At 66.0% G+C, this 14,537-nt stretch carries 10 protein-coding genes, 1 tRNA gene and 1 pseudogene; 7 read left to right on the top strand and 5 right to left on the bottom strand.

The features are described 5' to 3' along the window. Positions 1–496 precede the first annotated feature (496 nt). Positions 497–1,462, bottom strand: a complete 966-nt coding sequence (locus MZTS_RS08660) for an alpha/beta hydrolase (RefSeq protein ID WP_108939216.1) — start codon at positions 1,460–1,462, stop codon at positions 497–499. 290 nt (positions 1,463–1,752) lie between these two features. On the opposite strand from MZTS_RS08660, the gene MZTS_RS08655 reads away from it, so the two are divergent. Then, positions 1,753–3,984: a TonB-dependent siderophore receptor gene (locus tag MZTS_RS08655; RefSeq protein ID WP_108939215.1), complete on the top strand. Its 2,232-nt coding sequence runs from the start codon at positions 1,753–1,755 to the stop codon at positions 3,982–3,984. Between the two features lie 408 nt (positions 3,985–4,392). On the opposite strand, the gene MZTS_RS08650 is transcribed toward MZTS_RS08655, so the two are convergent. After that, complete coding sequence (locus tag MZTS_RS08650) at positions 4,393–4,701, bottom strand: hypothetical protein (RefSeq protein WP_192283256.1); 309 nt, start codon at positions 4,699–4,701, stop codon at positions 4,393–4,395. A gap of 104 nt (positions 4,702–4,805) precedes the next feature. On the opposite strand from MZTS_RS08650, the gene MZTS_RS08645 reads away from it, so the two are divergent. The 4 genes and pseudogenes from MZTS_RS08645 to MZTS_RS25595 all read left to right on the top strand — a co-directional run. Next, a complete protein-coding gene (locus MZTS_RS08645; protein ID WP_108939213.1) occupies positions 4,806–5,492 on the top strand; it encodes a helix-turn-helix domain-containing protein in 687 nt (228 codons plus the stop codon). 388 nt (positions 5,493–5,880) lie between these two features. Next, positions 5,881–6,120, top strand: a complete 240-nt coding sequence (locus tag MZTS_RS25165; RefSeq protein WP_108939212.1) for a helix-turn-helix domain-containing protein — start codon at positions 5,881–5,883, stop codon at positions 6,118–6,120. 131 nt (positions 6,121–6,251) lie between these two features. After that, positions 6,252–7,214, top strand: a complete 963-nt coding sequence (locus MZTS_RS08640) for a tyrosine-type recombinase/integrase (RefSeq protein ID WP_246482053.1) — start codon at positions 6,252–6,254, stop codon at positions 7,212–7,214. A 508-nt stretch (positions 7,215–7,722) separates the two neighbouring features. Continuing rightward, positions 7,723–8,736 (top strand): annotated as a pseudogene (locus MZTS_RS25595) (tyrosine-type recombinase/integrase); the annotation flags it as partial. A 161-nt stretch (positions 8,737–8,897) separates the two neighbouring features. Here the strand turns inward: MZTS_RS25595 and MZTS_RS08630 are convergent. After that, a tRNA-Glu gene (locus tag MZTS_RS08630) sits at positions 8,898–8,973 on the bottom strand. Positions 8,974–9,038: 65 nt separating this feature from the next. Here MZTS_RS08630 and MZTS_RS08625 point away from each other — a divergent pair. After that, positions 9,039–10,070: an RluA family pseudouridine synthase gene (locus MZTS_RS08625; RefSeq protein ID WP_192283254.1), complete on the top strand. Its 1,032-nt coding sequence runs from the start codon at positions 9,039–9,041 to the stop codon at positions 10,068–10,070. A gap of 229 nt (positions 10,071–10,299) precedes the next feature. Further along, positions 10,300–11,193 (top strand): RNA polymerase sigma factor RpoH, encoded by an 894-nt coding sequence (gene rpoH / locus MZTS_RS08620; RefSeq protein WP_192283252.1) that lies wholly within the window; start codon positions 10,300–10,302, stop codon positions 11,191–11,193. 275 nt (positions 11,194–11,468) lie between these two features. On the opposite strand, the gene MZTS_RS08615 is transcribed toward rpoH, so the two are convergent. Then, complete coding sequence (locus tag MZTS_RS08615; RefSeq protein WP_192283250.1) at positions 11,469–12,929, bottom strand: histidine kinase; 1,461 nt, start codon at positions 12,927–12,929, stop codon at positions 11,469–11,471. A gap of 183 nt (positions 12,930–13,112) precedes the next feature. Further along, positions 13,113–14,405: an adenylosuccinate synthase gene (locus tag MZTS_RS08610; RefSeq protein ID WP_192283248.1), complete on the bottom strand. Its 1,293-nt coding sequence runs from the start codon at positions 14,403–14,405 to the stop codon at positions 13,113–13,115. Positions 14,406–14,537 lie beyond the last annotated feature (132 nt).

The following is a 14,537-nucleotide window of genomic DNA, read 5'->3' as shown; positions in this document are numbered from 1 at the left end:
CTTCCAACTCAGACCACTAGTCCTATGACGCCTAATCCGTGAGGGTCCGCTCTCGCGGGCGATGCAGTCTTTCGCCGTCATCTCGCTAAATGCCGGCTCCCCACCGAGGCTGTGTGAAAACGTTGAGGCCATAGAAGGATCTTCCCCTCGCACACCCTGTGCAGCGCCGGCATGGCACCCTGACGGCATCTTGGTTGCCAACCAAAATGCTCGAATGTCGGCAACGCAGAAGATTGTTCTACATTTTCAGTGCGCGCCTGAGTTTTCACACAGCCTCCACCCTAACCGGACATCCGAGCTGCTGGTGAAGAAGGTTTGGATGGAGTCGGGAGCGGTCTCCCACGCGGTCAGGCGACGGCTAATCGCGCTTCGATCCAAGGCGCAAGCCATCCCACGCGCCACCACTCCAAAAAGATCGTGCGCCGCAACGCTTCGCCAAACATTCGCGGTCGTGGCGTGGGGCGCGGCGGACCGGCTGGCCATCCGCGCCACCAGCTTACTTGGAGCCGTCGCTCGGGCAAGGGGCGGGATGGATCGGGAAGGCGAAGGCCGCCGCCTCGTTGAGCGCCTCCGGCAGCACGCTCATATGGGTGCGGCCGGGGATCAGCTGGAAGCGGCTTGTCACGCCGGGATGGCGGCCGAGCCGTTCCGCCATGGCGCGCGCCCGCTCGACCGTGCTCGCCTCTCGTAGGCGGGCGAGGCGCTGTTCCCGGTCGGGCAGCGCCTGCTGGAACGGCGCCAACTCCGCCTCGTAGGCGCCGGCCAGCAGCAGCAGCTGGGCGCAGACCGGTGATCCTTTCTCGAAGGCGCCGATGCTGGGCAGCAGCGATCCGTCCTCCCAGAAGATGCTGGGGCTGGCGGCAATCCAGTGTGAGAACGCCTCGGGCGCGTGGGCGAGCGCGTAGAGAACGAACAGGCCGCCAAAGGAATGCCCAAACAGGGCCTGCCTCGAACGATTGATTGGGCAGCGCCGGGCGATCTCGTCCCTGAGCTCCCGCGTCACGAAATCGAGGAAGGCGGCAGCTCCGCCGGTGCGCAGCTCTGGGCCGCCCGGCTTGTAGGACGGGTAGGTCCGGCCCGGCGGCGGGGTGTAGTCCCACGAGCGGGCCACACTGTCGTAAGCCTCCTCCGTTGGGGATCCGATCGCGACAATGGCGAAGCGGGAGCCGACACCGCTGCCAGCCGGATAGGCCGCTTGCACCCGCTCGATGTCGATGGCCGTACCGGCCAACGCGTTGCCGTCGAGCAGGGTGAGGCTGGGCCATCCACCTGCCGGGGGCTCGCCGGGCGGAATGTAGAGTGTGATGCGCCGGGGCGGGCGGCTCTCCCCCGCGAGATCGAACCGGATCGTGCCGGGGAGTGTCGCGGGCGCATCCGCCGCCGCCCAGGAGTGCGGAAGCCCAAACCCGGCGCAGAGCCCGATCGGGAGTCCAAGCACGGTACGTCGCGAGAGGATCGTCATTCGGCGCTTCCTGAGATGGTTCGGGCCGGGTGCCAGCGAAACATGAAGCGAAGCTGCCGTGACGGCCCAGTGCTTTGCAGCAAAACCCGCGAATACCGTTGATGAATCTTAGGCATAATGATCGATCCCAGCAGGACATGGCAAGTCGACCGATAGATGTGCGGGAAGTAATTTGTTTCCCTCAGTTTATAATAGCTGCAAAATAGCTAAATTTCTTTGGGCGTCGCTTGTCTTTCCGGGCAATAGTCTGCAAAGTACTCCATATCCAAGCTTGCAACTCCCGACTGTCCATGATTTCGCCTCGAACCGCCCCCGTCGGCCTGCTGCTCACCTCCACGGCGCTCTCGTCGGCGTTAGTCCTCGCCTCCCCCGCTTTGGCGCAGCCGGCCAGCGTCGAGCTGAGCGAGCTGTCGGTCGAGGGCAGCCGGAGCAGGACCGGTCTCGCTGGCGCGGACAGCAATGTCGCGGTCTCCCAGGACAGCGCGGCCACGAGCGGCGGCGGCGGCGGCCCGAGCGGGGTGACGGGCTACACGGCCCGCATCAGCCCGACCGCCACCAAGACCAACACGCCGCTGCTCGAGACGCCGCAGTCGGTGACGGTGCTGACGCGCGAGCAGCTCAACGACCGCAACGTCCAGACCCTCAAGGAGGCGATCAGCTACGTGGCCGGCGTCTCCTCGAACGTCTTCGGTTTCGATCCGCGCTTCGATTCCTTCTACGTGCGCGGCTTCAGCTTGACCTATGACGGCATCTTCCGGGATGGCCTGCGACAGATTGCGTCGGGCCTGACGGTGCCGCGCATCGAGCCCTACGGCATCGAGGCGGCCACGATCCTGCGCGGGCCGACCTCCGGGCTCTACGGTCTCGGCTCACCCGGCGGCATCCTCGACGTCACCACGAAGCGGCCGGTCTTCACGCGGTTCGGCGAGGTGCAGCTGCAGGTCGGCAACTTCGACCGCTACCAGGGCAACTTCGACATCGGCGGCCCGGTCGAAGGCACGGACGGCACGCTCGCCTACCGCATCACCGGCATCAAGCGGCAATCCGACACCTTCCTACCTGGGGGCGCCGACGACCGCAGCTACATCGCGCCGGCCTTCACCTGGAAGCCGTCCGCCGACACGACCTTCACCTTCTTAAGCGAGTACCAGGAGAACAAGCTTCCCGGCAGCACCACGTTCTTCAACCAGAACTTCCGACCGACCCGGCTCTATGCGAGTGACCCCGCTTTCAACGACTTCAAGCAGCAGCAGGGTCGCGTCGGCTACGCCTTCGAACACCGCTTCGACGGGGATCTGTTCTTCCGCCAGAACTTTCGTTTCTACGATGTCAACACCGATTACCGTTACACCTCGATTGCCGGCATCAACCCCGATGGCGTGACCGCGAGCCGCTCGACCGGCTTCTCCCGGCAGCATCTCACCCAGTTCACCCTCGACAACCAGATCGAGGCGCATGTCACCACGGGGCCAGTCCAGCACACGCTGCTGGCGGGGCTCGACTACGCGCATTACGATTTCAACTATCGCTTCGGCTTCGGCTTCGGCTTCGGCTTCGGCACGGCACCCGATCTCAACCTCGTCACCCGCAATTATGGCCTCCAGCCGATCTTCGCCGCCCCGCTGGGGCCGCGCACCGCCCAGAGCCAGGATCAGGTCGGGCTCTACCTACAGGAGCAGGCCAAGTTCGATCGCTTCGTGCTCACCCTGAGCGGCCGCTATGACTGGGTATTCCAGAACACGGTCGACACCACTGGCACCGCGACGCAGCAGAACGACCAAGCCTTCACCGGGCGCGTCGGCCTCAACTATCTCTTGGCGCCGGGCCTCGTGCCCTACGCCAGTTACGCCACCACCTTCGCGCCGCAGCCGGGCACCGACGCCTCGGGTCGCGCCTTCCGGCCGGCGACCGGCGATCAGATCGAGGCGGGCGTCAAGTACCTGATCCCCGGCACGAACATCCAGGCAAGCTTCGCCGGCTTTGACATCGTGCAGAGCAGTGTGCTGCGCACGGATCCGAACAACATTGCCTTCCAGATCGCAACCGGCTCGGTCCAGTCGCGTGGCTTCGAAATGGAGGCGATCGCCAATTTTGCCCCCGGTACCAACCTGACTCTGGCCTATACGCATCTCGATCTACGCTATCTCAATCATACCTCGTTCACTGGGCAAGTGCTGGACGGCAATTACCTTTCGGGGATTCCAGGGGACACCTTCACCGGCTTCTTGACCTACCTGTTCCCGCCGAGCTCGGCCCTGAGCGGCCTGACACTCGGCGGCGGCCTCCGCTTCAGCGCCAACAGCTATGCCAACGATGAGAACACGATCCGCAACCCGACCGTGACCCTGTTCGACGCGCTGGTCGCCTACGATTTCGCGGCGATCGACCCGAAGTACAGAGGTTTGCGTGCGCAGGTGAACGCCAGCAACATCTTCGACCGCGACTACTTCACCTGTCAGGCGGGCTTCTGCTATCGCGGCGCGCCCGCGGCCGTGATCGGCAGCCTGATCTATCGCTGGTGACGAGGGATGAGGCGGATGGTCGGCAGCGCGCGTGTGGAGTGAGGCGGGCACGGGCGTCGGCGACTCCGGGCGCCTGAACTGGAGCCCGCGTTGTATGTCGGATCAGCCTCTCGGTGCGGCACCGTCGCGAACTCACGTCGAAGTCGGCTATATCGACGCTCTGCCGCCTTCGAACTGTCGCCGCTCAGATCCTGCTCGCCCAGGCAAGGCTTCCAGCCTGGGCTTCCATTTGCGGTGGGAAGGACACCGGCCGCGCCGACGCTGGCGAAGCCGATCTTGCCGTGCGTCCAGGCCGACTTGGACACGAAGTTACAGGCAAGGAAACCCCTCAGCTGGGCGATCCCATTGCCGCCGCCAAAGGCTGCGCCCTCGGTTTGACGAGTTCCTGCGCGGCCTCGGTGGAGCGGATTACCGACAGACTTCCCTCTCCTGCCGACAACTGAGCTGGCTCGTATGCTTCACTGTCTCCTCGCGAATGATGCGGACGCACTCGGCGATGCGGCCGGTGTCTTCAGTCTGGCAGCGGGTGAGATCACGCAGCTCGCGCAGGATGTCGTTGGCCTTGCGCAGTCCCTGCAGAAAGGACGCCGGCACATCGGCGATGCTGGCAGGCGCTGGCGCCGGCAGATGCTCGCGGGCACCCCGCGCCCGGCTGATCATCCCGCTGATCAGCATCATGGTGCAGCCGCCGACGAAGATCTGGATGGCATCTGGCAAGCGGGACGCTGCCGCGAGAAGGGACCCTGTCCGTTGCCGCGTCGGCCCACACCTCGCGTACGCGCGCCGCCGATGCTAAATGGGGTTGAACCCGAAAGGTCTTCATGGTTTCGACGACATCCATAGGCTCCACGGTTCGCGATGCCCGCATCAAGCGTGGGTGGTCACAGCAGCAGCTGGCGGAGGCGGCACGCGTCAGTCAGACTACGGTTGACAAGATCGAGAACGGGATCACAAAGAAGAGTCGTTTTCTTCCTGAAATATTTAAAGCTTTGGGTTTAGATCTTGCTGATGTAGTTCTCCACGGTGGGAGCGAAGAATCCTCGCTTCGATCTTTAGATCCGTCGCGAAATAGAATGAGGAAACGATCTGTCCGAGCATTTTCACAGAAATCTGATTTGATAAAAGTCTTTTTTCCGCAATATGTAGACAATAATGGAGTTTTCAATATTGATTTAACGAAATGGGACAAAGTGCCGAGGCCTCGTATTTTAGACAATGACCGAGATGCTTGCGCAATATGTGTGACGCATCACTATCTTGCGCCGGAACTGGAAATTGGAGACATCGCCTTCTTTCATTCACAACTTCCGGTTCAAGTCGGGATCACTGCCATGTTCTTCGATGCCGCAAAGCCTGAAGGTTCAAGGGTGATAGGTCGCCTGCTCGAATCGGAGGGGAAAGTGCGGATCGTCCGGGCCGGAGGATGGCACGGCTCTTTGCGCCTCGCGCTGGACGAGTACCCCGACGCTTGCAGGCTGATGGCAAGATACGTCCGGGCGATATTCTAACCCTAAAAGGGGTTGACGCTTTTACCCTATATAGGGTTGTATGGCGGCCGAACAGCGATGACTGCCACGGACATCCGTCCGCCATGACCATCAGCCTTCTTTCCGCATTTTCTATCCGGCGGGTCGAGCAGACGCGGCCAATACCCGTTCCCGTCGGGCGCCTATTCGAGCGCCCATCTCCGCCTCAATTCCGGCTCCTACGCTCCGATGCGCCCACTGTGCGCGCGACCGGCGGCGCCGTGCCTGGAACGGTGGACATCCACATAATCGCAGTGTGGATGCCAGCGCCACGCGTCGGGTCGGCAGCAGGCGGTCTTCGCGACCGCAGGCTCTTCTCGCAGGCAGGTGGAATCTGGTTCCGGCACATCGGACGGCGGCGGACTTTCCGATGAGTCGGCGCGACGAAGCTACCCCAAGGCTCGTCTGGGAACCACGGCGGGGCCTGAAGCGAGAGGAGGCTGCCCGCTACGTCGGGGTCAGTACGTCGACCTTCGACAAACTCGTCGAGGACAAGCTGATGCCAGACCCGAACACTCTGCGCGGATGCGTCCGATGGGATCTCCGAAAGCTCGACGCGGCCTGGGATGCTCTCGCCGATGGAGATGGGGAGGACAACGAATGGGATTGAAGCGTGGAACCGCGGAGCTCCCGGAGTACGTCGTCTCCGACACAGATAGGCATGACAACGTCAGATACTATTTTCGGCGCCGCCCGGCACCAAAGGTCCGCCTCGAGGGAATTCCGGGTTCCGAAGCCTTCATGAACAAATACTATGACTGTCTGGACGGCAAAATTCCGGAACGGAAGTCGAGAAGCGTTCCTGCCGCGCCTGGCTCCTTCGCCGCGCTCCGTCTCGCCTATCTCGGCAGTCCGGAGTTCAAAAGCCTCGATGTCTCGACGCGAGCCTGGCAACGCCGGGCACTGGACGAGATCAGCGAGGCCCATGGCACGAAGCGGGTCGCCATGATGCAGGCGCGTCATGTCCGCACGCTGCGCAACGGGAAGAGGGAAACGCCTGCGGCTGCGAACACGATGCTGAAGGCGTTGAAGGCTCTGTTCAAGTGGGCCAACGAGAATGGCCGCGCGTCCTCCGATCCGACCCGGAACGTGGATTTCCTGAAATACGCGAAGAAGGGCTTCCATCCCTGGAGCCCGTCGGAGGTGGAAGCCTACGAGGCCGCCCACCTTGTCGGAACGACAGCCAGGCTGGCGCTGGAGCTCCTGCTCTACACCGCAGGTCGCCGCGAAGACGTCGTTAGGTTCGGTCCGCACAACCTCGCCGTTGGGCGGTTCAGGTTCGTCCAGGGGAAAAACGAGGATCGCGCCCCAGTCTTGATCGACATCCCTGTCCATCCGGATCTCGCCGAAGCGATCGCCGCGGCGCAGCCGAGCGGAGCGATCTTCATCCTGACGCATTACGGCCGCCCCTTCACGCCGAACGGTTTCGGAAACAGGTTCAAGAAGTGGTGCATCCAGGCCGGACTTCCGCATTGCTCGGCACACGGCTGCCGGAAGGCCGCGGCTGCAAGGCTCGCGACCCGCGGGGCTACGGCACACCAGATCATGTCTGTCACCGGCCACCAGTCGCTCGCGGAGGTCGAGCGATACACGAGGAGTGCCCTGCGTGCGCAGATGGCCGACACCGCCATGGCCCTGCTGCCGGACCGGAGGAGTGCGGGATCGACGATCCCCGCGAACCGTCCCTCGGATTCGTCCGCCTGATCTTGGTTCAGCGAACCGCTCCGCTGCCCGGCTCCCAATCCGGTTGAACGGAAATGCCGCGTGCCAAGCGTAGAGGAAGAGCGCAATCCTTCGTAGTTCCGTTCGCTGTCCCTAGCGAGCGGATCGAAGCCGCTTTCGGATCGCGAACTGGGTAAGCGCATCGCTGTGTCTCATTCTCGTGAGGAGGCCGCTCCCAGAGGGCGACTGAAGTCGGTGCTTCGGAGGCGGTTCGAGCGCTTGGGATTCCAATCGGGGCGGCTGCACCGTACCCCTCTCCCAATCGCCTTTTGCGCCGTGCCGCACACGGAACTCCGGAACCGCGACACCGCTCCTCCGATCCGGGATCAGGCCGCCGTCAGCCGACTCGTCGGACCGGTGCGCAAAGACCCATTCCGGTCGAACCGGACCCATCGTCGGATCGGTACGGCCCCGGGCCGCTTCATTGCTTCGACCGGCCGAGTCGAGGTCCGCGAACATCGTGATCTTGCGGTCGGGTCCGGCATCGGGAATGCTCCATGCAGGATTGCCGCGAAGCGGACGTCTCTCCATGGTCATGCTGCGTCTGAAGTTCGTCGTGTCCGACGTCGATCGGCACGGCAACGTCCGCTACTACTTCCGGCGCCGACCGGACCCGAAGACGCGCCTGCGAGGGAAGCCGGGCTCGAAAATCTTCATGGAGACGTACGACCGCTGCCTTGCCGGCGACGCCCCGGCGGCGACCGCGTGCGCGGAGGTCCGACCGGGTTCGTTTCGATCGATCTGCGAACGGTACCTCGGCAGCTCAGCGTTCGGAGCGCTCGATCCTTCGACGCAGGCCTGGCGGCGTCGCGGGCTCGAGGCGGCCTGCGAGGCGCATGGCGGTAAGCTGATCCGGCGATTGCTCGCACGACACGTGCGCCAGATGCGCGACTCGAGGCGCGGGACGCCTGCGGCAGCCAACACTCTCCTGAAGGCGCTTCGCGCCTTGTTCTCGTGGGCGGTCGAACATGACCTCGCGCCGGGCGATCCGACGCGTGAGGTGAAGCGGGTGCGCTACGCTTCGAAGGGTCACCACTCCTGGTCCCTGACCGAGGTCGAAGCCTACGAGGCCGTTCACCCGCTCGGCACGAAAGCACGCCTCGCGCTGGCTCTGCTGCTCTACACCGCGGGACGGCGCGAGGACGTCGTGAGGCTCGGGCCGCGTCACGTCTCCGCGGGTCGCATGCGCTACGTCCAGGCGAAGAACGAGCACCGCGCGCCGGTGGCCATGGACATTCCGATCCATCCCGACCTCGCGGAAGCCATTGCTTCCGTTCCCCCGTCGAGCTGCCCGTCCTTTCTCGAGACGGACTACGGCCGTTCCTTCTCGCCCAACGGGTTCGGCAACCGCTTCAAGGAATGGTGCATCCAGGCCGCACTTCCGCATTGCTCCGCGCACGGGTGCCGCAAGGCCACGGCCGCGAGGCTCGCGGAACGCGGGGCGACGCCGCATCAGATCATGGCGATCACCGGACATCGGACGCTGGAGGAGGTCGAACGCTACACGCGGGAAGCTCAGCGCGCACGCCTCGCCGACGATGCGATGGCGCTACTGCCTCGAAGGAGCGGTTCCGACGCCCGGGTCCCACCGAAGCAGTCCTCCCAGGACGGGGTGGGACCTTCGGCCTGGAAACGCAAGAACAAACAAGCGTTTGAGAACCCCGGTGGCGCTCCCAAGGGGAATCGAACCCCTGTTTTCGCCGTGAGAGGGCGACGTCCTAGACCGCTAGACGATGGGAGCTTCCGGCCCGACCGGGGTTCGTATAGCGAGGCGTTTCGGCTCCCGCAAGCGGTTTCCGGGGCGAAATGACGAGAATTCTCACGGTGTCCTCCACGGTGCTTTCCACGACGTCCGGCGCGAACGAGGAGCGCAGTGTCGTCCTCGATGACGGTGCGTCGCCCGAGCGGCTCGACCGCGCCCTTGCCCGGGCCTTCGAGGATCTGTCCCGAGCCCGGCTCCAGGCGCTGGTGCGCGACGGCCTCGTGCGCTGTGACGGAGCGGTCCTGCGCGATCCCGCGCGCAAGGTCGGCGCAGGCTGCCGGCTCGACCTGAGCGTGCCGGCGCCGCTTCCCGCCGAACCGATGGGCGAGGCGCTGCCGCTTACCGTCGTCCACGAGGACGAGGATCTCATCGTCATCGACAAGCCGGCGGGGCTCGTCGTGCATCCGGCGGCGGGGCACGAGGACGGCACCCTGGTGAACCGGCTGATCGCCCATTGCGGAGCGAGCCTGTCCGGCATCGGCGGCGTGCGCCGTCCCGGTATCGTCCACCGCCTCGACAAGGATACCAGCGGCCTGCTCGTCGTCGCCAAGAACGACCTCGCTCACCAGGGGCTCTCGGCCCAGTTCGCCGATCATGGCCGCAACGGAGCCCTGGAGCGGGCCTATCTCGCCCTCGTCTGGAATGTGCCGGAGCCGCGTCACGGGACGATCCGGGCGAACCTCGCCCGCTCGCGCCACAATCGCGAGAAGATCGCGGTCGTGCGCGAGGGAGAGGGCCGGGAGGCGATCACCCATTACCGGGTCGAGGCCCTGCCCGGCGCGGATGGCGTCACGGCGCTGCTGCGCTGCCGCCTGGAGACAGGGCGCACCCACCAGATCCGGGTGCATCTGAGCCATCGCGGCCACCCGCTCCTGGGAGATCCGGTCTATGGCGGCGCCTTCAAGACCAAAGCGGCCCGCTTGGCCGAGCCCGCCCGCGCCGCCTTGAGCGACCTCGGGCGTCAGGCGCTGCACGCGGCCGAACTCGGCTTCCTGCATCCGCGCTCGGGCGAACGCCTGCGCTTCGAGAGCCCGGTGCCGGAGGATTTTTCGAGGCTGCTCGCGGCGCTCGGATGAGACGCGGCGCGAGGCATGGGAAAGGTGCGTTTCGGCACAGCGGCCGGTGCGCGCCCGTGACACGTTAAACCCGGACTCCGGTTCGCGCGTTGGGACCCTGCGTGAACAGCGTCGGCCGCTACCGGGCATTACGAATTTCCATTAGAAAATGGGAAGCGGCATGGCCGGCTCAAGAGAGCGGCCATGCGCTTGGGCCCCGCCCGAAGGGGGGCTGTTGAAGGAGGTGCACATGGCTGGCGCACTGCCCGTGCTTGCCAACGAGGGAGGCCTTTCGCGCTACCTCGATGAGATCCGCAAGTTCCCGATGCTGGAGCCGGCGGAGGAGTTTACCCTCGCCAAGAGCTGGCGCGACCAGGGCGACCGCGAGGCGGCGCATCGCCTCGTGACCTCGCACCTGCGCCTCGTGGCCAAGATCGCCATGGGCTATCGCGGCTACGGCCTGCCGATCAGCGAAGTCGTGTCCGAGGGCAATGTCGGCCTGATGCAGGCCGTCAAGCGGTTCGATCCGGACAAGGGCTTCCGGCTGGCCACCTACGCGATGTGGTGGATCAAGGCGGCGATCCAGGAATACATCCTGCGCTCGTGGTCGCTCGTGAAGATGGGCACCACCGCCAACCAGAAGAAGCTGTTCTTCAACCTGCGCAAGGCCAAGGGCCGCATCTCGGCCCTCGACGAGGGCGATCTGCGCCCCGAGCAGGTTCAGCAGATCGCCACCTCGCTCGGTGTGCCCGAGCAGGACGTGATCGACATGAACCGCCGCCTCTCCGGCGATACCTCGCTCAACGCGCCCCTGCGCGAGGAGGGCGAGGGCGAGTGGCAGGACTGGCTCGTGGACAACAGCCCGAGCCAGGAGACCGTGCTCGCCCGCGAGGAAGAGGGGCGCAACCGTCTCTCGGCCCTGCGCGACGCGCTCGGCGTGCTGAACCCGCGCGAGCGGCGCATCTTCGAGGCACGGCGGCTCGCCGACGATCCGATCACCCTGGAGGATCTGTCCGGCGAATTCGGCGTCTCCCGCGAGCGCGTCCGCCAGATCGAGGTCCGCGCCTTCGAGAAGGTGCAGGAAGCGGTCAAGCGCAACCTCGCCACCCGCGAATTGCCGCGGACCGAGGCGCGGATTTCCTGAGGTCTGCGGGAGCCCTTACGGTTCCCGACTCCGCCCTGATCCGACGAAGCCCGGCCATCCCCTGGCCGGGCTTCGTCGTTAGGGCAGCCTTTCGATCGATCGCGCAAAGTCCCGCGCCCATCGGTGCGAGGCCTTTAATCGAAGACGTGCAACGCGTGGCGTGAACGCGTCAGACCCAATCCGGGTGATCCCTTCGGGATGGCGGATTGGGGCTTCGCTCAGGCGCCGCGCGGGCTGAGTGATACGGTGACCGCTTGAATCAAGCGGATTCCGTATCAGTCCCGCCACTGCGCGAAAGCGTTCTGCATTGCCTGGGCGCCGGCATTGCCCTTCTCGAAACTGATGACGGCCCGCTGACCGTTCGTATAGGTCACCGCCAGATCGAGCCAGTTCTTGTGAAGCAGCAAGTCGGTGTTGCGGTCGATATCGCTCTTCAACGAGGACAGGCCGATCAGGAACAGGTTGTCGCGCACGCGGACTGGCAGGCCCGAAACCGGAGAACCGCGGGCGCTCTCCTCGTCTTTCAGCTGCAGCAGGCCGATATTCTGCACGATGCGCTTCGCGCCGGAGTCGGAATTGGTGAAGGCGAGCTCGATGGTGTGCGAGGCCGGCAGCGTGGCATCGAGGTTCTTGCGCATGGTCATCGTCAGGGTGAGACCGGCATCCGGGAACTCGACGCTGGTCCGCAGGGCCGTCTGCAGGGGCTGACCCTGCTCACCGTTCACCGCCTCCACGCGCCAGATCGCCTGTCCGCCGGTGGAGATCGGCTGGGCGCGGGGATCGCTCTGATTCTCCTCGTAGAGGATCGCCCGCTGCGACACCGTCACCTCGGGCTGGGCCGGGACGGCGCCCGGTGAAGCCGGTTTCGGGCGCGCCTCCGCCTCATGGTGCTCGCCGCCGACCCGGTCGGAGAACTTCGCGTCCGGCGCCTCGGCGGGGGCACCCTGCTCGGCCGCGCTCTGCTGCAGGTCCGAGGGCTGATCGCGCAGGAAGAAGGCCGCGACCGCGATCAGCCCGATCACGACCGCCAGCACACCGCCGACGAACAGATTGCGCAGAAGGCGTGAGCGGCCTTCGGTCGGGGTCACCACATCGATGCGGGGACGCTGACGCCCGTTGACCGCTTCGCCATGGCCGTTGGCCTCGGACGCGGCGCCCTCGGCGGGGGGCTCCGCCGAGGGGACGGCGCCGTCCGGGGTCTCGGATTTCGGGGCCTCGTCGAGCCTTGGCCGCCGGGGCGGAGGCATGAAAGGAAGCGTCTCGGCCGGAGTTTCGGCGTTTGCCGGCGGAGCGTCGGGCAGGAAGCCGGCCGGCACGGAGGCCGGCGGCAGGACCGGTGACGCGGTCGCGGCTCGGTGCGGCTCTTCGGCGGCCTGCGGCGGCTTGTCTACGGCCTGCGGCGGCTCGGGTTCGGGCAGAGTCGGCGGCAGCGGTTCCGGCACGAGCGGCTCGGGCCGCAGTGGCTCGGCCGGCGCCGGGGAAGGAATTTGCGGCGGCGCAACCTCCGGCTCTTTGGAAGCGGTGGCCGGCTCGTACTCGGTTTCGAGGCGCTGGATCGCGGTATCGAGCGCCTGCCGCTCCAGATCGATATCCGCCTCCGGGACCGGCGGGTCGAGGGAACGGAGCTGCGCGATCAGGGCGCTGCGTGCGCGGTCGTAGACCGCTCGGCGGAGTGCCGGCGATCGGTCGGGCAGGGCGTCGAGCGCGCGTGCCAGCAACGGATAATAGTCGGCCATCGTGCCCGGACCTGCCTGTACCTACCCGCCGTCCCGGGCGCCTCGTGCGACCTCCGAGCCATCGCGGGGCGATGCGGAGGTCGGTGTCGGCGGGATCCCGTCGCTGTCGCGCGCCGGAATCCCTGCCTGGACGCCGCCCAGGCTCGGTGACACGGTTTCGGCTTCGATCAAGCGTAAACCGCCTCAATCCTCGAACGGGTTGTGCATGAGGATGGTGTCGTCCCGTTCCGGCGAGGTGGAGAGCAGCGCCACCGGCGCGCCGATCAGTTCCTCGATCCGGCGCACATACTTGATCGCCTGGGCCGGCAGGTCCGCCCAGGAACGGGCTCCCGCCGTGGTGCCGGTCCAACCGGGGATCGTCTCGTAGACCGGAACGGCCCGCTGCTGCGCCGCCTGGCTCGCCGGCAGATGGTCGAAGCGCTGCCCGTCGATGTCGTAGGCGGTGCAGACCTTGATCTCGTCGAACCCGTCGAGCACGTCGAGCTTGGTCAGGGCGATGCCGTCGATGCCGGAGGTCTGCACGGTCTGGCGCACGAGGCAGGCATCGAACCAGCCGCAGCGGCGCTTGCGCCCGGTGACCGTGCCGAATTCATGGCCGCGCTCGCCGATGCGCTGGCCGATCGCGTCGTGCAGCTCGGTCGGGAACGGGCCCTCTCCGACGCGGGTGGTGTAGGCCTTGGCGATGCCGAGCACGTAGCCGATGGCGCCCGGGCCGAGGCCCGAACCGGTCGCCGCCTGTCCCGCCACCGTGTTGGACGAGGTGACGAAGGGGTAGGTGCCGTGATCGACGTCGAGCAGCGCGCCCTGCGCCCCCTCGAACAGGATGCGCTTGCCGCCCTTGCGCGCCTCGTCGAGCAGGCGCCACACCGTGTCCTGATAGGGCAGGACCCGCTCGGCGATGCCCGTCAGCTCGTCGAGGATCGCCTGCTCGGAGATCTCCTCCAGCCCGAAGCCGCGCCGCAGGGCGTTGTGGTGGGCGAGCAGCCGCTCGATTTTCGGCGGCAGGGTGTCGGGCTCGGCGAGATCCATCAGGCGGATCGCCCGGCGGCCGACCTTGTCCTCGTAGGCCGGGCCGATGCCGCGCTTGGTCGTGCCGATCTTGGTGCCCGGTGCCCCGTCCTCGCGCAGGGCGTCGAGTTCGCGGTGGAGCGAGAGGATCAGCGTGGCGTTGTCGGCCACCCGCAGGTTGTCGCGGCCGACCGTGACGCCCTGGCCGGCGAGGCGGTCGATTTCGGAGGCCAGGGCGTAGGGATCGAGCACGACCCCGTTGCCGATCACGCCGAGCGTGTTCGGCCGCACCACGCCCGAGGGCAGCAGGGAGAGTTTGTAGACGGCGTTGCCGACCACCAAGGTATGGCCGGCATTGTGACCGCCCTGAAAGCGGACCACGATGTCGGCCTGCTCGGAGAGCCAATCGACGATCTTACCCTTGCCCTCGTCGCCCCACTGGGCGCCTACGACGACGACGTTCGCCATGCGCGTCTGACCTGTCTCGCAATCGCTGGCGCGGGCGCCAAGCAGTTGCGCCACGCGCGAAAACCCCGGCCGCCGAGCCGGGGGATCGGGCATATGCGCGCGTCTTCGGCGATATGGGCGGGCAGGTCAAGC

Source organism: Methylorubrum zatmanii, assembly GCF_014845115.1.
GTDB classification, from domain to species: domain Bacteria; phylum Pseudomonadota; class Alphaproteobacteria; order Rhizobiales; family Beijerinckiaceae; genus Methylobacterium; species Methylobacterium zatmanii.
The sequence above is the reverse complement of the archived record's forward strand: the minus strand, read 5'-3'. Positions and strand labels throughout refer to the sequence as shown.